The organism is Roseovarius sp. MBR-79, assembly GCF_053628555.1.
In genome coordinates, this window is the sequence record NZ_JBRJGP010000001.1 from 193,618 (window position 1) to 209,886 (window position 16,269).

11 protein-coding genes are annotated in these 16,269 nt (G+C 67.4%); 8 read left to right on the top strand and 3 right to left on the bottom strand.

Annotated features, from left to right (window positions below; genetic code table 11):
- The first annotated feature begins 61 nt into the window (after positions 1–61).
- From ACSSV8_RS00980 to ACSSV8_RS01000, 5 genes are all read left to right on the top strand, one after another.
- On the top strand, positions 62–1,234 hold the full coding sequence (locus ACSSV8_RS00980) for a sugar transporter (protein WP_454281211.1): 1,173 nt from the start codon (positions 62–64) through the stop codon (positions 1,232–1,234).
- A gap of 11 nt (positions 1,235–1,245) precedes the next feature.
- A complete protein-coding gene (locus ACSSV8_RS00985; protein WP_454281212.1) occupies positions 1,246–1,905 on the top strand; it encodes an ABC transporter ATP-binding protein in 660 nt (219 codons plus the stop codon).
- Positions 1,906–1,986: 81 nt separating this feature from the next.
- Positions 1,987–2,148 carry a hypothetical protein gene (locus ACSSV8_RS00990; RefSeq protein WP_354538896.1) on the top strand — a complete coding sequence of 54 codons (162 nt, stop codon included), beginning with the start codon at positions 1,987–1,989 and terminating at the stop codon, positions 2,146–2,148.
- 128 nt (positions 2,149–2,276) lie between these two features.
- Positions 2,277–3,032 carry a methyltransferase domain-containing protein gene (locus ACSSV8_RS00995; RefSeq protein WP_354538895.1) on the top strand — a complete coding sequence of 252 codons (756 nt, stop codon included), beginning with the start codon at positions 2,277–2,279 and terminating at the stop codon, positions 3,030–3,032.
- A 64-nt stretch (positions 3,033–3,096) separates the two neighbouring features.
- Positions 3,097–3,255: a sulfotransferase gene (locus ACSSV8_RS01000; protein ID WP_454281213.1), complete on the top strand. Its 159-nt coding sequence runs from the start codon at positions 3,097–3,099 to the stop codon at positions 3,253–3,255.
- 89 nt (positions 3,256–3,344) lie between these two features.
- On the opposite strand, the gene ACSSV8_RS01005 is transcribed toward ACSSV8_RS01000, so the two are convergent.
- Positions 3,345–4,808 (bottom strand): discoidin domain-containing protein, encoded by a 1,464-nt coding sequence (locus ACSSV8_RS01005; RefSeq protein WP_454281214.1) that lies wholly within the window; start codon positions 4,806–4,808, stop codon positions 3,345–3,347.
- Between the two features lie 195 nt (positions 4,809–5,003).
- Here ACSSV8_RS01005 and ACSSV8_RS01010 point away from each other — a divergent pair, with 195 nt between their 5' ends.
- Both ACSSV8_RS01010 and ACSSV8_RS01015 read left to right on the top strand, forming a co-directional pair.
- The gene (locus ACSSV8_RS01010; RefSeq protein ID WP_354538892.1) at positions 5,004–5,765 is read left to right on the top strand and encodes a sulfotransferase; all 762 of its coding nucleotides are present in this window, start codon (positions 5,004–5,006) and stop codon (positions 5,763–5,765) included.
- 3 nt (positions 5,766–5,768) lie between these two features.
- Complete coding sequence (locus tag ACSSV8_RS01015; RefSeq protein WP_454281215.1) at positions 5,769–7,226, top strand: glycosyltransferase; 1,458 nt, start codon at positions 5,769–5,771, stop codon at positions 7,224–7,226.
- 3 nt (positions 7,227–7,229) lie between these two features.
- Here the strand turns inward: ACSSV8_RS01015 and ACSSV8_RS01020 are convergent, their stop codons facing one another.
- Complete coding sequence (locus ACSSV8_RS01020; protein ID WP_454281216.1) at positions 7,230–12,854, bottom strand: glycosyltransferase; 5,625 nt, start codon at positions 12,852–12,854, stop codon at positions 7,230–7,232.
- A 130-nt stretch (positions 12,855–12,984) separates the two neighbouring features.
- On the opposite strand from ACSSV8_RS01020, the gene ACSSV8_RS01025 reads away from it, so the two are divergent.
- Entirely contained in the window at positions 12,985–13,644 is a 660-nt protein-coding gene (locus ACSSV8_RS01025) for a hypothetical protein (protein ID WP_354538889.1), read from the top strand.
- Between the two features lie 9 nt (positions 13,645–13,653).
- On the opposite strand, the gene ACSSV8_RS01030 is transcribed toward ACSSV8_RS01025, so the two are convergent.
- Positions 13,654–16,251: a hypothetical protein gene (locus ACSSV8_RS01030; protein WP_454281217.1), complete on the bottom strand. Its 2,598-nt coding sequence runs from the start codon at positions 16,249–16,251 to the stop codon at positions 13,654–13,656.
- Positions 16,252–16,269: the final 18 nt, after the last annotated feature.

Sequence of the window (16,269 nt, forward strand, 5' to 3'; positions counted from 1 at the left end):
CCTTTCGGGGCCCAGTATGTAGACAGGAAAGGGAAATGGAAACGGAACCGATGACGGCAGGATGAACAGCCAGGCCCAGCAACCCAAGGAGCTTGTGGCGGTGCGCCCGCCCGCCGGTCCCGCGCGGCTGCGCCGCAGGCATCGCGGGCTTTTGTGGTCCTTCGTGCTTCTGGTGCTGCTGCCCTCGGCGGCGATTTCCATCTACCTCTGGGTCGTGGCCGAGGATCGGTATGGCTCGGTCACCGGCTTTACCGTCCGGCAGGAAGAGACCGGCGGCGCCACCGAAATCCTCGGCGGGCTGACCGCGCTTACCGGCTCCAGCCTGTCTTCGGATGGCGATATCCTTTATGAATTCATCCTCAGCCAGACCATGGTGCGCGAGGTCGAGACACGGCTGGGGCTGCGCGCGCATTTCGCCGCCCAATGGCGGCACGATCCGCTCTTCGCGCTCTGGCCCTCGGCCAGCATCGAGGATCTCGAATGGTTCTGGCGGCGCATCCTGCGGATTTCCTACGATCAGCGGTCCGGCCTGATCGAGGTGCAGGTGGTGGCCTACAGCCCCGACATGGCACAGGCCATCGCGCGCGAAATCCTGCGCCAGAGCCAGGAGATGATCAACCGCCTCAACGAACGCGCCCGCGCTGACGCCATGCGCTACGCCGAAACCGATCTGGAAGAGGCGGTGGCGCGGCTCAAGACCGCGCGCGAGGCGCTCACCAGTTTTCGCACCCGCACCCAGATCGTCGATCCCGCCGCCGATATCCAGGGCCGCATGGGGGTGATCAACAACCTTCAGCAGCAGCTTGCCCAGGCGCTGATTTCGTATGACATCCTCGACCAGAACACGACGGCGAACGACCCGCGCAAGCTCCAGACCGCGCGCGAGATCGAGGTCATCCGCGAGCGTATCGCGCGCGAACGCGAGGGCTTCGCCTCCGAAACCGCCGGGGTCAGCGGGGAGGATTACCCGCGCCTCATCGCCGAATACGAGGCGCTTCAGGTGGATCGGGAGTTCGCCGAGGAAACCTATCGCGCAGCGCTCGCAGCACTCGACGTGGCGCGCGCCAAGGCCTCTCGCCAGAGCCGCTATCTGGCCACCTATATCGCGCCGACCCTCGCCGAGACGAGCGAATATCCCAACCGCCTCCTGATCGAGCTTCTGTCGGGGCTCTTTCTGGTGCTCTCGTGGGCGGTGATGGTGCTGGTCTATTACGCGATCCGCGACCGCGACTGAGGGGGCCGCGCGTGATCCGGTTCGAGCGCCTCACCAAAAGTTTCCGGGTGCGCGACACCCGCAAGGTGGTGCTCGACAACCAGACGCTGCGCCTTCCCGAGGGCGTATCGGTCGCGCTTCTGGGGCGCAACGGGGCCGGAAAATCGACGCTGCTGCAACTGGTGGCGGGCAGCCTGCGCCCGGATTCGGGGCGCGTGATCCGACACGGGCTGGTGTCCTGGCCCGTGGGCTTTGGCGGCTCTTTCCACCGCGACCTGACGGGCGCGGAAAACACCCGCTTCATCGCCCGCATTTACGGCGTCGACGCCGAGGAACTGGTGGATTTCGTCGCCGATTTCGCCGATCTGGGCAAGCATTTCCACATGCCGGTGCGCAGCTATTCGGCCGGGATGCGCGCGCGGCTCACGTTCGGCGCCTCCATGGGCATCCGCTTTGACACCTATCTGGTGGACGAGGTCACCTCCGTGGGCGACGCCGCCTTTCGCGCCAAGAGCCGCCGGGTCTTTGTCGACCGGATGCGCCACGCGGGGGCCATCCTTGTCAGCCACGAAATGGGACAGGTGCGCGATTTCTGCACCGCCGGTCTGGTGCTCGAAGGCGGACAACTGCGCTATTTCGACGATCTGGAAGAGGCGATAGACGTCCATGGTGCGGTGATGAGATCAGGGTGAGTGAACAGACTTGTTTCACAACTTCGCCCCATGCTAATCGGAGTTTCAAGAATAGCTCTTAGTTAAAAGGACCAAGCTGGCGTGGGTGATATCGACACCGATTTGGCAGAACTTCGCGAGGCCGAAGCCAAATATCCGATACCCGCTTGGGATATCGAACGCCGAACAGCGCGTTTGTGGGGTCTGCGTCTGCTCGCACCCGGCGGCGTCGGGCTGGAACCCAAACCCGGACAGCCTGCATAAGGGAGTGTATCGCGCTGTGAATGACTTCGTTAAGCGCGGTGAATGGGAGATCGCAGGGGCCGGGCCCGGCATGCAATGGGCGATACGGCGCAGCACGTGAGCGCGCGCATCCAAATCGAGGGTTTTTTATGTCAAGCTCGTCCACGCCACCGAAATCCGACGAAGCGATCTGGCGCGAGCGTGCCGACGACGAGGTTGTTTTCTGGCGCAAGTGGATCCGTTCGGGGGGAATGCGCTGGAAAGAAGGGTTCCAGCGCAAGACAGACCCAAACGCGCCCTTGGCTCCTCTTGTCGCCGACTTGCTTCCGACACTCGACCTGAAAACCGGTCAAACGCTTGAAATTCTCGATATCGGCTCAGGCCCCCTGAGTTGGATTGGAACCTCACATCCCGATTTCACGGTCAACGTGACGGCAGTCGACCCGCTTGCCGATGAGTATAATGCCGCGCTCGACAGCAAGGGCGTGACAGGCGTGGGACGACCGATCAAGGGATATTTCGAAACCGCGCTATGGCAGCTTGGCGCGGGGCGTTTTGACGTGGTTTGGTGTGCCAACTCGCTCGATCACTCGATTGATCCGATCATTGGTCTTTATAACATCATCAACCTCTGCCGCACGGGTGGCGGGGTCATTCTCATGTTTCATCCCGATGAAGCGGAGCGAGAAGAGTATGTTGGACTGCACCAGTGGAACCTCAATATTAACAACGAGCGTCTGACCCTAACCCGTAAGGGCCGTCAATTCGACCTGATGACGATGCTCGCGGGACAGCAGGATATCCGCCTGAGAACGCTAGGCAAGGTTGGGCAGGACAAATCACGCGTCGTGGTCACATTCCGAAAACATGCGGATTGCAACCTGTCGGAATTGTTGATCGCGTGACACATTCAATCCTGTTCGCGTGTCTTGCAACCCGTGGAGCGGACAAATAAAAAGTCAGGCAACGATGCGAAAGCGCCGTTTTCTCATCATCGGCCTGCCGCGCAGCGGCACAACCTATCTGATGATGCTGCTCAACGCCCATCCCGCGATCCATCGCAGCGGCGAGCAGTTCAACCACGATGGGACAGGTCCGCGATTTGTGCACCTCGGGCCACGTGCTTGACGGCAGGCCGCTCCAGTATTTCGCCGATCTGGAAGAGGCGATAGAGGCGCACCGCGCGATCATGGCGCGCGCGGCTGAGCAAACGCGGCTCAGGCGGGGCCGCGCACCTGCTCGAACCGCAGGCCGGACGCCTCGTAACCTGTCATGAGCTCAAGCTGCGCGGGCGTGGCGCGCCAGTCGCCAAAGGCGATGTAATCCTCTGCGGACACGCGCGTCAGCGCGCCGATGCCGGGGATCGTATCATAGGGCTGCAATGCGTCGGCGGGCCCGAAGTAATGCACCGAGTCGATGCTGTCTGCCAAAAGACAGATGCCCACGCCAAACGTGCCAAAGCCAAAGACCAGATGCCGCGCGCCAATGAGCGTCTGCACGTCCTCACGAAAACTGCCGCTCTGAAAGCGAAAGCCGATGCCAAGCGCCGCAAGCCGCGCCTCCAGCGCCGCGATGGCGGGGTTGTTGCGATCCTCGGCCACAAGAATGGCGCGTTCAATGCGCCCCTCGGCCACAAGGCGCTCAAGGATGGCGATGTAATAGGCGGCAGGCGGCTGGACATAAAACGAATGCGGCCGGGGCCGGAACACATCGCCCGAGCGAAAGTGAAACACCACCGTGCGGTCATCGAGCCGCGCGGCCTCGGGCAGCGGAAAAAGATCGAGCCGTCGGCGGATATGATCGCGAACGATCTGCGCGCGGGCCGCATCCGCCGCGTGCGCGAGCGTCTCGTCGAAGGCGGACAAACGAAAGAAATCCCCGACCAGAACCCGCGTTTCGGGCCGCGCCTGCCCCTTGGGCAAAAGGGTGATGCCGTCGATCACGATCGGGTCGGTGCCCGTGAGATTGGCAAAGTCGGGCAGGTAGACGCGGCGCACCCCGATCCGCCGCGCGAAGGCGACCGCGTTCGTGACCTGCAACAGGATATTGGCAAAGCGCCCGAATTCGCGGACCTGCACGGCGCTCACCGCGCCTTCGCCGGTGAACCAGTAGCGCGGCTTGTGGAAATCCGGCCTTGACCCGAAATAGAGCCCCTGCGGCCCAAGCCCCCGCGCGCGCAGCCAGTCGCGGAGCGCCGTCTCCATCGTGCTGGTGTAAACCTCGACCTCGGCAAGATGCAGGGGCCTGTGGTCGTCAAGCGACAGGCGCACATGGCGCGCCAGCACCTGCCCCCCCAGTTCCAGAACGAAGGGCCGCCCCTCGGGTCCGGTGCCGAAATAGCTCAGCCCCTGATGCAGCAGAAACCACGACTTGCCGTTCGCCGAGGCCTCGATCCGCAAGCTTCGGCTGCGGAACTGCCATGCCGCCGCGCGCCGGTTATGCACGATGATGGCCTGCAACGGATAGCGCATTCCCAAATCGATCCGCCACCAGGGCCGCGCCTCGTTATCCGTGTGAAAGGCATAATCGCGGGCGATATGGCCATTCGCCCCGGCATGGGCCTCATGCGGGCGGCTGTAGTCGCTCAGTGACGATTGCTCGCACCTCTTGCCGACGGCGATATTGACCCAATCGCGCGGCAGACCTGCCCGCGCCTCCGGCTTGCCGGCCTGGGGCCTCAACCGTCCAAGCCAGCCACGCGCCCTGTTCAAGAATTGCGGCATCCTGCCCCTGCCCCGGCCGTTCGGCACTCTGGCGGGCACCTTGGCCCAAGCATGGCCCAGGCGCAAGCGGGTGACGCACCTGCGCCCTTGGCTTGCAACAGGCCGGTAATTGCGCGACAACGCGGGCGCATCCGAAACCTTATGGACAGCCCCTTGCCCGAAGCCCCTCAGAGGACAGCCCCCCCCGGCCCCGCCCCGCGCCGCTTTCTCATCATCGGGCTGCCGCGCAGCGGCACCACATATCTGATGACGCTGCTGAACGCCCATCCCGCGATCCATTGCAGCGGCGAGCAGTTCAACCCCTATGCCATCGTCGGCGTCAGGGACCGCGACGACGCCCCCGAGCATCTGCTTGAGCGAGACCGTTCTCCGCTTGTGTTCATGCAGCGGTTTTTCGAGACGGCCGCGCCACCGGGCGTCGAGCGGGTGGGGTTCAAATACATGCTTGGCCACAACGTGCGCATCCTCAAGCGGCTGGCCGAATACCCCGAGATTGACCTCATCCATGTCTGGCGCGACAACCGGCTGGCGCAGGTCTCCTCGCTCATCAAGGCCGAGCAATCGCTGATCTGGGCCCAGTCCCGACCCGATGCCCATATCCACGAAAAGATCAACGTCGGCCCGCGCAGGATCTGCCAGCGCTGGCATGAAATGGCGAGCATGGACACGCTTTTCGCGCACTGGCTCGACAGCCTGCCCAACCGTCGCCTGACGCTGGAATACCGCCAGCTTTTCGCGCCGGATTTCATCGAGCGGATTACCGGGTTTCTGGGCACAACACCCGATCCGGGGATGAAAAGCCCGCTGGTCAAGCAAAGCCCCGACGACATACTCGCCCGATTCAAGTATCCCGACCCGATCGCCCGCTACTTTCGCCAAATCGGCTTCGGCCACTGGCTCGACCCGGAGATCTGAACAATGCGCCGCGTGCTTTATGTCAACTGGGTGGATTACCTCGACCCCGAACGGCGCGGCGGCGGTGTCTCGGTCTATCAGCGCAACCTGATGGCCGAACTGGCCAAGGCACCGGAGACCGAAGCGGTCTTTCTGTCCTCGGGCATCTCCTACGATCTGCGCCCCGGCCCGCCCCGCTGGGAGCAGGTCCGCCACGGCCCGGACACGGACCGCGCGCGCCGCTTCGAGATCGTCAATTCCGGCGTCATGGCCCCCGCCCATCACAGTTACGGCGACCCCGCCCAGATCAGCCACCCCGCGACCGAGGCCACCTTCTTCGATTTCCTGCGCGCCACCGGCCCCTATGACGCGGTGCATTTCAACAATCTCGAAGGGCTGCCCGCACCGGTGCTGCGCCTCAAGGAGACGGCACCGGATACCCGCGTCCTCTTCATGCTGCACAACTACTACCCGATCTGCCCGCAGGTGAACCTGTGGTATCAGGAGCGCCGCAGTTGCGCCGATTTCGACGGTGGGCGGGCGTGTGTGCATTGCCTGCCGCACCGGCCCGACAGGCGCGTGATCCGGCTTGCCAATGCCGTGGCCTACCGGCTCAAATGCCTTGGCATCGCGCCGGGAGGACGGGGGTTTGATCCGCTGTTTCGCTGGGGAATGCGGCTTTTCCGGCGGACGGGCTGGCTTCGGCGCAGTCTGGCCGGGCCTGCCCTGCCGCCCGCCCCCGATGAGGCGGTGATCTTCTCGACGCGGCGGCGCGCGATGATCGACACGCTCAACCGGCACTGCGACGCCGTTCTGTGCGTCTCCGATGCGGTGCGAAAAATAGCCTTGTCCTATGGGATCAAACCCGAGCGCGCCCATGTCTGCCCCATCGGCACGCTCGAGTCAGAGGCCTTCACCCGCACCGCGCCACGCGGCCCCCTGCCCGGTGCCGATGGCACGCTGACGCTGGCCTATCTGGGCTACATGCGCCGCGACAAGGGGTTCTATTTCCTGCTTGATGCGCTCGAGGCATTGCCCGAACCGCTCGCCCGCCGTCTGCGCCTTGTCGTCGCCGCCCGCCGGGGTGAGGCGGAGGCGATGATCCGGCTGGCCGCGCTCGGCGACCGGCTCGCGGGGCTTACCCATCTGGACGGCTATTCCCATGACGGGCTTGATGCGCTGCTTGCAGGCGTGGATGTGGGGGTGGTGCCGGTGCTCTGGCACGACAACCTGCCGCAGGTCGCCATCGAGATGCACGCCCGCCACATCCCGCTGCTGACCTCGGACATGGGCGGCGCGCAGGAATTGGGCAATTGCCCCGAGATGGTCTTTGCCGCAGGTGACACAAGCGATTTTCATGCCCGGATAGCGGCGCTGCTTGCGGGGCGCGTCGACATGGATCGCTATTGGGAAAACGCCCGTCCGCCCGTCACCATGGCCGCGCATATGGCCGCGCTTGGCGACCATTACGGCTGGCACTGACCGTCAGCCAAGCCGCGCCGCCACGAACGGCACCTCGTGCCAGCGCAGCGACACGCCCGGATCATGGATCACGCGGCGGCCCTCGCTGACAAGCGCGAGATAGCGGCGGTATTCCTCGGCATTGCCCCAGTGCTGGCCGCGCGCGACCTCTGCCTCGGCCTTGCGGCGGAACTCGGCGTTATACTTGAAATGCCCCAGGATCAGCTCGCGCCGCGCCAGCCGCACGTCGCCCACGAAATGCAGCCCGGCCGAGAGCCGCATGAACGGGTGATACCGCAGAAGCGCGATTTTCTGCGCCACGAACATCTCGGGCCGCGCATCGGGAATGAGCCGGTGGCGCAGCGCCGAGGTCCAGGTCGGCTGATCCGAGAACGGCCCGCGCATCGGGGTCGAGCGCAGGAACGGCGTGCGCTCGGCAAATCCCGCCTCCGCGAAGGGATCGCCCGAGGCGAAATCGGCGCCCTCCAGCGGCCCGTCGGGATACATGTCGAGCATGAAGAGCCGTGCCGCATCGGCCCCCTCGAACGCGGGCGTGGCCAGCAGGTCTTGCAGGCTTTGACGCCGTTCGGTCTGCCACACCAGAAGCTCGTCGGCATCGGCCACGAGCGACCATTTGCCTTGCCGGAACTCGGCCAGCATGGCCTGTTGCCAGGCCACGCCCCAGGCCGCGCGCCGGTAATCGGTATCGACCGAAAAGAGCGTCACGTCGCGCTGTTCGGCCAGATAGTCCAACGTGCCGTCATCCGATCCGTTATCGGCGATCACGAACCGCTCGACGCCCAGACCGCGATAATGCCGCAGGAAATGCGGCAAGAGAAACATCTCGTTGCGCATCACCGAGACCACCGCGACCTGGGCCTCGCGCGCCGCCTCTGCGCTCGCCTCCGAGGTGATGAGATCGAGCGCATTGCTCTGCGCCCCGAGACGCGCCGCATGGAAGCCAGGCCAGATCTTCTTCGGCCAGAGCGCCGGGCTTGCCAACCGCGCAAGTGCCGGGGCCTGATCCTCGGCACTGTCGAGATGCACCATCTGCACCGGCATGGCGCGGCTGGCCAGGAACCCGTTATGCCAGGACGACACCGGTTGCGCCCCGGCATGGCTGCGACGACGGACCGCCGTATAATACCCGTCCTCCGCCACCGCGATGCCGCGCAGCGCCAGAAGATCACCGATCAGCTTGTCCTCCATGAAGGACAGCCGTTCAAGCAACCGGCCTTCGGTGCTGTTCATCGCGGCAAGCACCTCTGCCATGGCGCGACGGCTGAGCGCATAGCCCGAGCCGCCATCGGCATAACTCGAGGGTTCGGGCGACTTGTCAAGCGCGCGCCGGGCCCGATGCGACGTGGATTTGCCCTGATGCCAGCGCCGGTCCATCTGACCGGGAATGAGCGAGAGCTTGCGCCCGTAATAATCGAACCGGCGATAGTTGAGCGCGCGAAAGAATTCCGGCGCGTTCAGAAAGCAATCGTCGTCGATCTTGAGCACATGGCCGAAATCGGTCCGATCATGCACCCAGCGGATCGCGGCGAGGGTCTTTTGCGGCAGGCCCTCGTAATCGTCCGGCGCATCGAGCCGCAGCACATCGCCGTCCAGCCGGCCATCGCCGCCGCCGGTGACAAAGACATGGGCGATCCCCATCTCCTCGAGCAGGCGCAGCCACCCCGCGCGCAGCGCCGGGGCGCGGGTTTCAAGATAGGGCGCGCAGGTAAAGATCACCACGAGCGTATCATAGAGCGGATGCGCAGGCCCGAGCGCCGCGCAACCGGGCGGCAAGGGCGCGCCCGGTCCGAGCGCGTCCAGCAGCGGCTCCGAACCGGGTATCCGCGCCGCGCGCAACCGCACCGCCCCCTGCCGCACCGACGGTGCCGCCGCCAGCGCCGCGCGCCTGGCCTCGGGCAGATCGTCCAGCCGCACCGCGAGCCAGTCCAGACCCTCGGCGCGCAAGGCACTGTCGCCCAGCCCAGCCACCAGAGACAGGCCCAGCCCCAGGCCCAGATACTGCGCCTGCGCCCCGGCAATCAGGTCGAGCCGCTCAAAGAGCGGACCCGCCTCACCTGTGTCGGGCGCGGCCAGCGCCGCCTCGATCATCTCCGCACAGGCGCGCTGCAATGCGGTGTGGCGGGGGGGCGCTGTCTTGGGATAAAGCTTGGGCAGCGCCGCGCGCAGGTCCGCCATCTCGGCCTCGGGAACAGCGCCCGCGCCCGGGCGGGCCCATGCGCGCACCTGCTCGCCCGGCACCGCACAGCCCATCTCGCGCGCCACGCGCGCCGCATCGGGGTTGCCCGCCGCCGCGAACAGCTGCAGCGCCGCGTCCAGCCCGCCGCGCCCCTGCTCCACCTGGCGGAACGCCGCCCGCGCCTCTGCCAGACGTGGCGGCAGATCGGCCACGCCCTGCGCCTCCACCGCCTCCCAGAACAGCCGCGACAGCCCGTAGGCGCGCAGGCAGAACGCCTCGAAATCCGCGGCCAGGTAACGGCTCATCAGCGCCCGCTGGCCCAGCAGGGCGACGGCGGCGCGGGTGAGCTCGCGGCAATGCGCCCGGCCCCAGAAATCGGCAAGGCGGCGCGTGACGAAATCAATATACCCGTAAATCAGCGCCTCGCGGCGGTCCGGGTCCACCCGCCGCGCGCGCAGCGCGTGACGCGCCACATGCGCAATGCAGGTGGTCGGCAGCCACGCCTCCCCGGACGGCACCAGCGACCAGAGCGCGTCATGGACCGCATCGCCCCGCCCCTCGGCCAACAGGACAGGCAGGAGTGCCGCGCGGCTCCACGGATCGGTCGGCAGCGGCCCTTCGGCCAGCCCTGCCGCGCGCGCCATGGCCATCGCGCCGTCGAAATCCGCGCCATCATGCGCCTCGGCGGCCAGCGCCGCCACCAGCCCGAGACACAGCGCGCGCCGCTCTTTGGCGGGCACCGCCAGACCGGGCAGCACATCGCGCGCATCCGGGGCGGGGGTGGCGCTCATGGCCCCGGCGAAACGGGCAAGCGCGCGCGCCACCTCGCGCCCGGTCTCGGGTGTCGGCTCCGGGACGGGCGCAAGCCCGAGTGCCCCTGCCATCCCGAACCGGACGGCCAAGGCCCGCGCGCGCGCCTGCCCCTCGGACGACAGCAGCGCTGCAAACCCGCCATGGACAAGATGCTCCAGCACCAGAAGGCTGCGCGGCATGTCCTCCGGCTCAAGCCGGTGCGCCAGCGCCGCATCGAGCCGCGCCGCCATCTGCGCGCGCGGTATCCGCAAGGCCCCGCGCGCCGGATCATCCGCGACGATATCGAGCGTCGCGCCCTCCGGCACATCTGCCCAGAGCCACCCCGGCAGCGGCACCAGACCCCCCGGCACGCCCGCCGACGCGATCACGCGCAACGGTGCCTCATCCGGTCCCGCCCGCAGACACCCAACCCCCTCCGGCACACGCAAGAGCCAGCCCTCGTCAAGCACCAGCCCCTTGCCCGACCAGCCCGAAACCACATCGAGCAGCGTGATTGACCCCTGCGATTCCACGAACGCGATCCGGTCCAGACCGCCGAACCGCTCCCCGGCCTCGACCCGCACCAGCGGCACACCGTCCAGCGAGAGCGCCGCATCCGTCGCCGTCAGCCGGATCACCACCTCTACCATGCGCGGCCCGAGCGGCGCGTCATGGGCGATCTCCGCGCGCCAGTGCCCGGCTGCATCGCGATCATTCAACACAGCCCGCCGTTCATCGCGGCGCAACGACACGTGAAACGGGATCGAAACGCGGTCCACGCCATAAAACGACAGGTTGGCGAACGGGTCTGCCGCCAGATCGGCCCGGAACCGCAGCCAGCCCGTGCCATCAAGCGCAAAGGGCCGGAGCGCCTCGCGCGCCACGGGGGGCGGTGCCGCGGGCGGGGCGGGCTCGTCGAGCGGCGCAAGCAGGACGCGCGGGGCCGTGCGGGGATCGAGCCCTGACACCAGCCGCGCAGGCACATCGGCATCGACACCGGCAGGCGGCGCGCCGCGCCCCCCATAACCGCGCCGTATCCCGCCGATCAGCGCCGCGACCATCGCGCGCCGCCGCTCGGGTTGCCAGTGTCGCCAGAGCGCGCGCAGAAACAGCCGCCGCTCCCAACCCTCGGGCAGCCGCGCGCGCGCGGCGGCGGGCAGGGCCGCGATGCAGGCGTCGTGATCGGCAAGGAAATCCGCCGCCTGTCCGTCCGCCGTCTCCGCCTCGAAAATCGCACCGGGCAGGCTGACCACCCGCACCGCCATCAGGCTGGCTCCGAGGCAAAGTGCCATGCCCCCGGCATCGGCAAGGCGCAGATCGTGCGACCGGATCAACGCCGCCCGGATCATGTGCGCCGCCAGCGGTGCGCGCCGCGCCAGCGCCGCATCGGGGACAAAGCGCCCGCCCTCCGGGACCGTCTCGCCGATCACGCCCAGATCACCGCCCGCCTCCAGAAGCGCGCGCGCCTGCGCGTTCAGGACATGCGGATCGGGCCGCGCGCCCGCGTCGAGAACGATCACCAGTGCGCCACGAGCGGCCCCGGGCCCCTCCGCCGCCGGAACCGCCCGGATATGCGGTGCCGCGTCCAGGGCGACAAGCGCGGCGGCATCTTCCGGGCGCGGGCACAGGATCACCCCCTCCTGACCCAGCACCGCCCCCCCGGCCAGCGCGGCAAGCGTGTCCGAGAGCGGCCCCACCGCAGCCCCATCCCAGCGGATCACGACCGAGAGCGGGGGGCGGCCCGCCATTTCCTCGCGCCAGGAGACACAGGCCCCGTCCCGCGCGATCCCTGCCCGGTCGAGAAACGCCGCCGCCGCGCGCGCAAACCGTGCGCGCCGCTCGGGCGAGGCAAGCACACGCGCGCGCTCGGCGATCAGACGGTGGGAAAGCGTGGCCAGCGCCTCCTCTGCGCCGTCGTGCGGACCCTTTGCCATGATCGCGCCCGCGCGCTCCAGCACGGGAAACTGCTCGAACACCCGCTCGTCATCTCGGCCCGTGATCTGCCCCGCCCGCCCCTGCGTTTGCAGATAGAGCGGTTCGGGCAGGTGGATCAGGTGATCGGTGCGCGCGGCGGCCCGCAGGAAAAACCCGTGATCCTCGAACCACGTCCCCTCGTCGTATCGCAGCCCGTCGATGAGCGAGCGGCGATAGAGCTTGTTCCACGCCGAGGGGAAATGCGCGACCACATCCGGCCAGCCCGCAAAGTCATGACGCCGCAGCCCGACATGCGCGCCGAGGTCCGGTGCGCTGTGAATCCCCGAATGGGCCGCGCCGGTGCCGTCGGCTAAGACATAGCGCAAGGCGCAGGCCACCCAGTCGCCCCCCGTCTCCTCCAGCGCCCCGAGCATCCGCCCGAGAAAATCCGGCATCACCCGGTCATCGCCATCGACGAAGGCGATGAACTCTCCGCGCGCCTCGGCGAGACCCGCGTTGCGTGCCACCGACAGCCCGGCATGGGACTGGCCCAGCAGGCGAAACCGCGCATCGCCCGCCATCGCCTCACGCGCCCGCGCAGCACTCGCGTCGCCGGAGCCGTCATCGACCACGATCACCTCGAAATCGTCAAAGGTCTGGGACCTGAGGCTCCTGAGGCAGGCACCGATATGGGCCGCCACGTCGTGAACCGGCACGATTACCGAAATCTGGGGGGCGCGGGCCATGGGAGCCTTTGTCTGAACGGTCTGCACTTGACGCTTGTCCCGCAGCAATGCCGACAAGTAAACCCCCGCGCCATGTTGCGATCTGGTATCGGTTCGGGCGTTACGCTATCGACAGGCAGGAGGCGCGGCAATGCTGATCGGAATAGAGCGGAAATTCGTCTTCGTGGCCAATACCAAGACCGCCTCGACCTCGATCGAGACGGCGTTGGCACCCGTGTCCGAGATCGCTTTCAAGGGCACGCCCGAGCGCAAGCACGTCTCCTTGCACGCGGCCATAGAGGCGCATCCCGAGATTTTCGCGCAGTCCGGCCAGTGGCCGCGCTTTTTCTTCAAGTTCGGGGTGATGCGCGACCCGCTCGACTGGATCGGCTCGTGGTTCCGTTATCGCAAGTCCAACAAGGTCGACAGCCCCCTGCCCCCCGAGATGAGCTTTGCCGAGTTCTGGGAGCAGCAGGACTGGAATTTTCGCCGTGCGGACGGGCAACCCAACCTGCAACGCGACAAGTTCTGCGGCCCGCAGGGCAAGGTTCTGGCCGATGTGATCATCCCCTATGACCGCCTGTCGCCCATGTTCGGCCAGATTTGCGACGCTCTTGACGTGCGCCGCCCGCTGCCGCGCGAGAACGTGTCCAAAGAGCGTAGCACCGGGCCCATCCCGCCCGACCTGCTGGACGACTTGCGCGCCTTCTATGCCGAGGATTACGCGCTCTGGCAGCGGCTCGATAAGATCAATGCCGGGGGCATGGCATGGCTCCGGTCTCGCGCACCGGGCACCCCGCGCGATCCGTAGGCACCGCATTCAGAAGATGAAGTCACTGGCATCGAGATCGCTCGTCACGAGATTGCGCAAGACGATCACGCCACCCCCTCCGGTATCGATCACCAGATCACTGCCGATCTCGGTCGCGGCCGCCATCACGTCGGCCAGCGATCCGAGCGCACCGACAGCGCGCAGGTCGATCCGCTCCAGCGGGTCGAACGGATCAAAGTCGGTGATCGTATCGCGGCCATGGCCGTCCGCGAAAACAAAGGTATCGGACCCCGCCCCGCCGGCGATCTGATCGTCGCCCGCGCCCCCCACAAGCCTGTCCTGCCCGGGACCGCCCCAGAGCGTATCGCGCCCCTCTCCGCCGTCGAGCCTGTCATCGCCTCCGCCCCCGCCAAGCGTGTCGTTGCCCGCGCTGCCCATCAGCGTGTCGTTGCCCGCAGCGCCCCAAAGCTGGTCATCGCCTGCCCCGCCATCGGCCAGATCGTCGCCGAAAAAAAGGCCGATCGTGTCATTGCCATCGCCGCCGGTGACGCTGTCGTTGCCGAAAGAGGCCCAGATCTCGTCATGGCCTGACCCGCTGTTGATCTCGTCATGACCCGCACCGCCGCCAAGCGTGTCGTTGCCCGCCTCGCCCCAGAGCGTGTCATTGCCGTCCGAGCTCCAAAGCTCATCCGCGTCCGGCCCGCCGAACATCAGGTCGTGCCCCGGCCCGCCACCCAGCATGTCGTTGCCATCGCCGCCAAGCAGCGTGTCATTGCCCTCCGCGCCGAAGAGCCGGTCACGCCCCGGCCCGCCGATCAGGCTGTCATTGCCAGGGCCACCGCCAAGGTCGTCATTGCCGCCGCCGCCATCGAGCGTGTCATCGCCGTCGCCGCCAAAGAGCGTATCGTTGTCTGCGCCGCCCGACAGGCTGTCATGCCCCGGCCCCCCGCCCAGAGAATCGCGCCCGTTCCCGCCCCGCAGCGTGTCATTGCCACCCAGACCGAAGATCGTGTCATCCCCCTCGAGACCGTCGATCACGTCCGCCCCGGCGGTCCCGCCGAGAGCATCCGCGTCCGGCGTGCCGGTGATCGGCAGGGTGAAGCTGCTGGTGAGGATCGGCAGCCGGTCGGGCCAGTCGAAGACCGGGCCAAAGAGCCGTGCAGCGTCGAGCAGGACCGGCGTTGTCGCGGTGATCTCCACCACCGTGTCGCGGAACCTGAGCCGGGCAAAACCCGCGCCCGCCTCGATCCCGAGTTGCCCCGCATTGCGCAGGAACGGCAGCGCCGAGAGGTCGAGCCGGTCCGTGCCGGGCGCAAAATCGGTGATCCGCACAAGGCCGGACCCCGCCGAGACGACAAACACATCCGCCCCCGCACCGCCGCGCATCGCGGTCTCGCCCGGTCCGCTCACAAGGATGTCGTTGCCCGCGCCGCCCGAGAGCGTGTCCGCGCCGAAGCCGCGCGCCATCAAGAGATCGTCACCCGCCGTTCCGGTCAGCAGCGCCGCCGCGTTGCCGCCGGTTTCCGCCACCACGCCAAGCGTGGAGAGATCGAGGGCGAACTGACTGATCCCGCCGCGCGGGTCGCCCGCCACGAAGAGTTGAAGTTGCGTGCCAAGGATGGCGGCGCTCAGTTGGCCCACATTCTCAAGCCCGAGCCCAAGGGCGTGCTCCACCGTCTCCACATGCAAAAGCCGCCCGTCGGGCAGAAGGCGAAACAGGCTCAGCCCGTCATCCGCGCCCCCCGCCGCAACGAAGACATGATCGCCCACCTGCGCCACGCTCACCCCCTGCGCCCCGCCGAAGCGCGTGGCGAGCGTGTCCAGCACGTGATCCACCAGCACCATCGTGCCGTCGGCCTCGATCCGCACCACGCTGAGCGATTGCGAGCCCGCCGCCGCGATGATCGCGAAAGTGGTGCCATGGGCGCTCACCACGTCGAGCGCGGTGACATCGGCGACCGCCAGACCGCCACCGCCATCCAGCACACCGCGCGCCGAAAGCGCGCCGGTCGCGGCATCGACGGCAAAGCTGTAGAGCGCGCCCGCGCCCTGATCGAGCGCCAGAAGCTGCATGTCGCCCGCCGCACCCACCAGCGACAGAAGCGCCGGACCGGCAAGCAGGGCCGCGCCATCCGGCCCCTGCGGCACGGCGGACGAGGCGGGCGCGGCCAGCCCCGCCCGGAACACCAGAAGCTGCCCGCTGACGCCATCGGCCGCGAACAGCGTTTCCAAACCGCCGATCCGGGCCGACACCAGCGCCGACACCTCACTGCCCGCCTGCGGCAGGCGGCCCAGCGAGATCGTCGCACCAAAGCCGCCCGTCCCCGTCAACTCCTGCGCGAGAATCGCCCTCGCTCCCCCATCCGGCGCTGTGCCGAAGGCCAGCGCCATGCGCCCCGCGCCCGCGACCGCGACCGGGGCGGCAAGCCCGGTTTGACCGGTGGCGACCGCGCCGAAAAAATGAACGGTATCGACAAGCTGCGCGACACCATCCTCCGCCAGACGAAAGGACAAAAGGCCGCCAAGCGGCCCGGTCCCCGCCACCAGATGCGCCCCGGACGGCAACCACGCCACGCCCAGATCGCGCAAATCCTGATCGAGCAGCGGATCGCCAAGACCGAGATGCGCGACAAACTCCAGACCCATGACCCCCTCCACCCCACA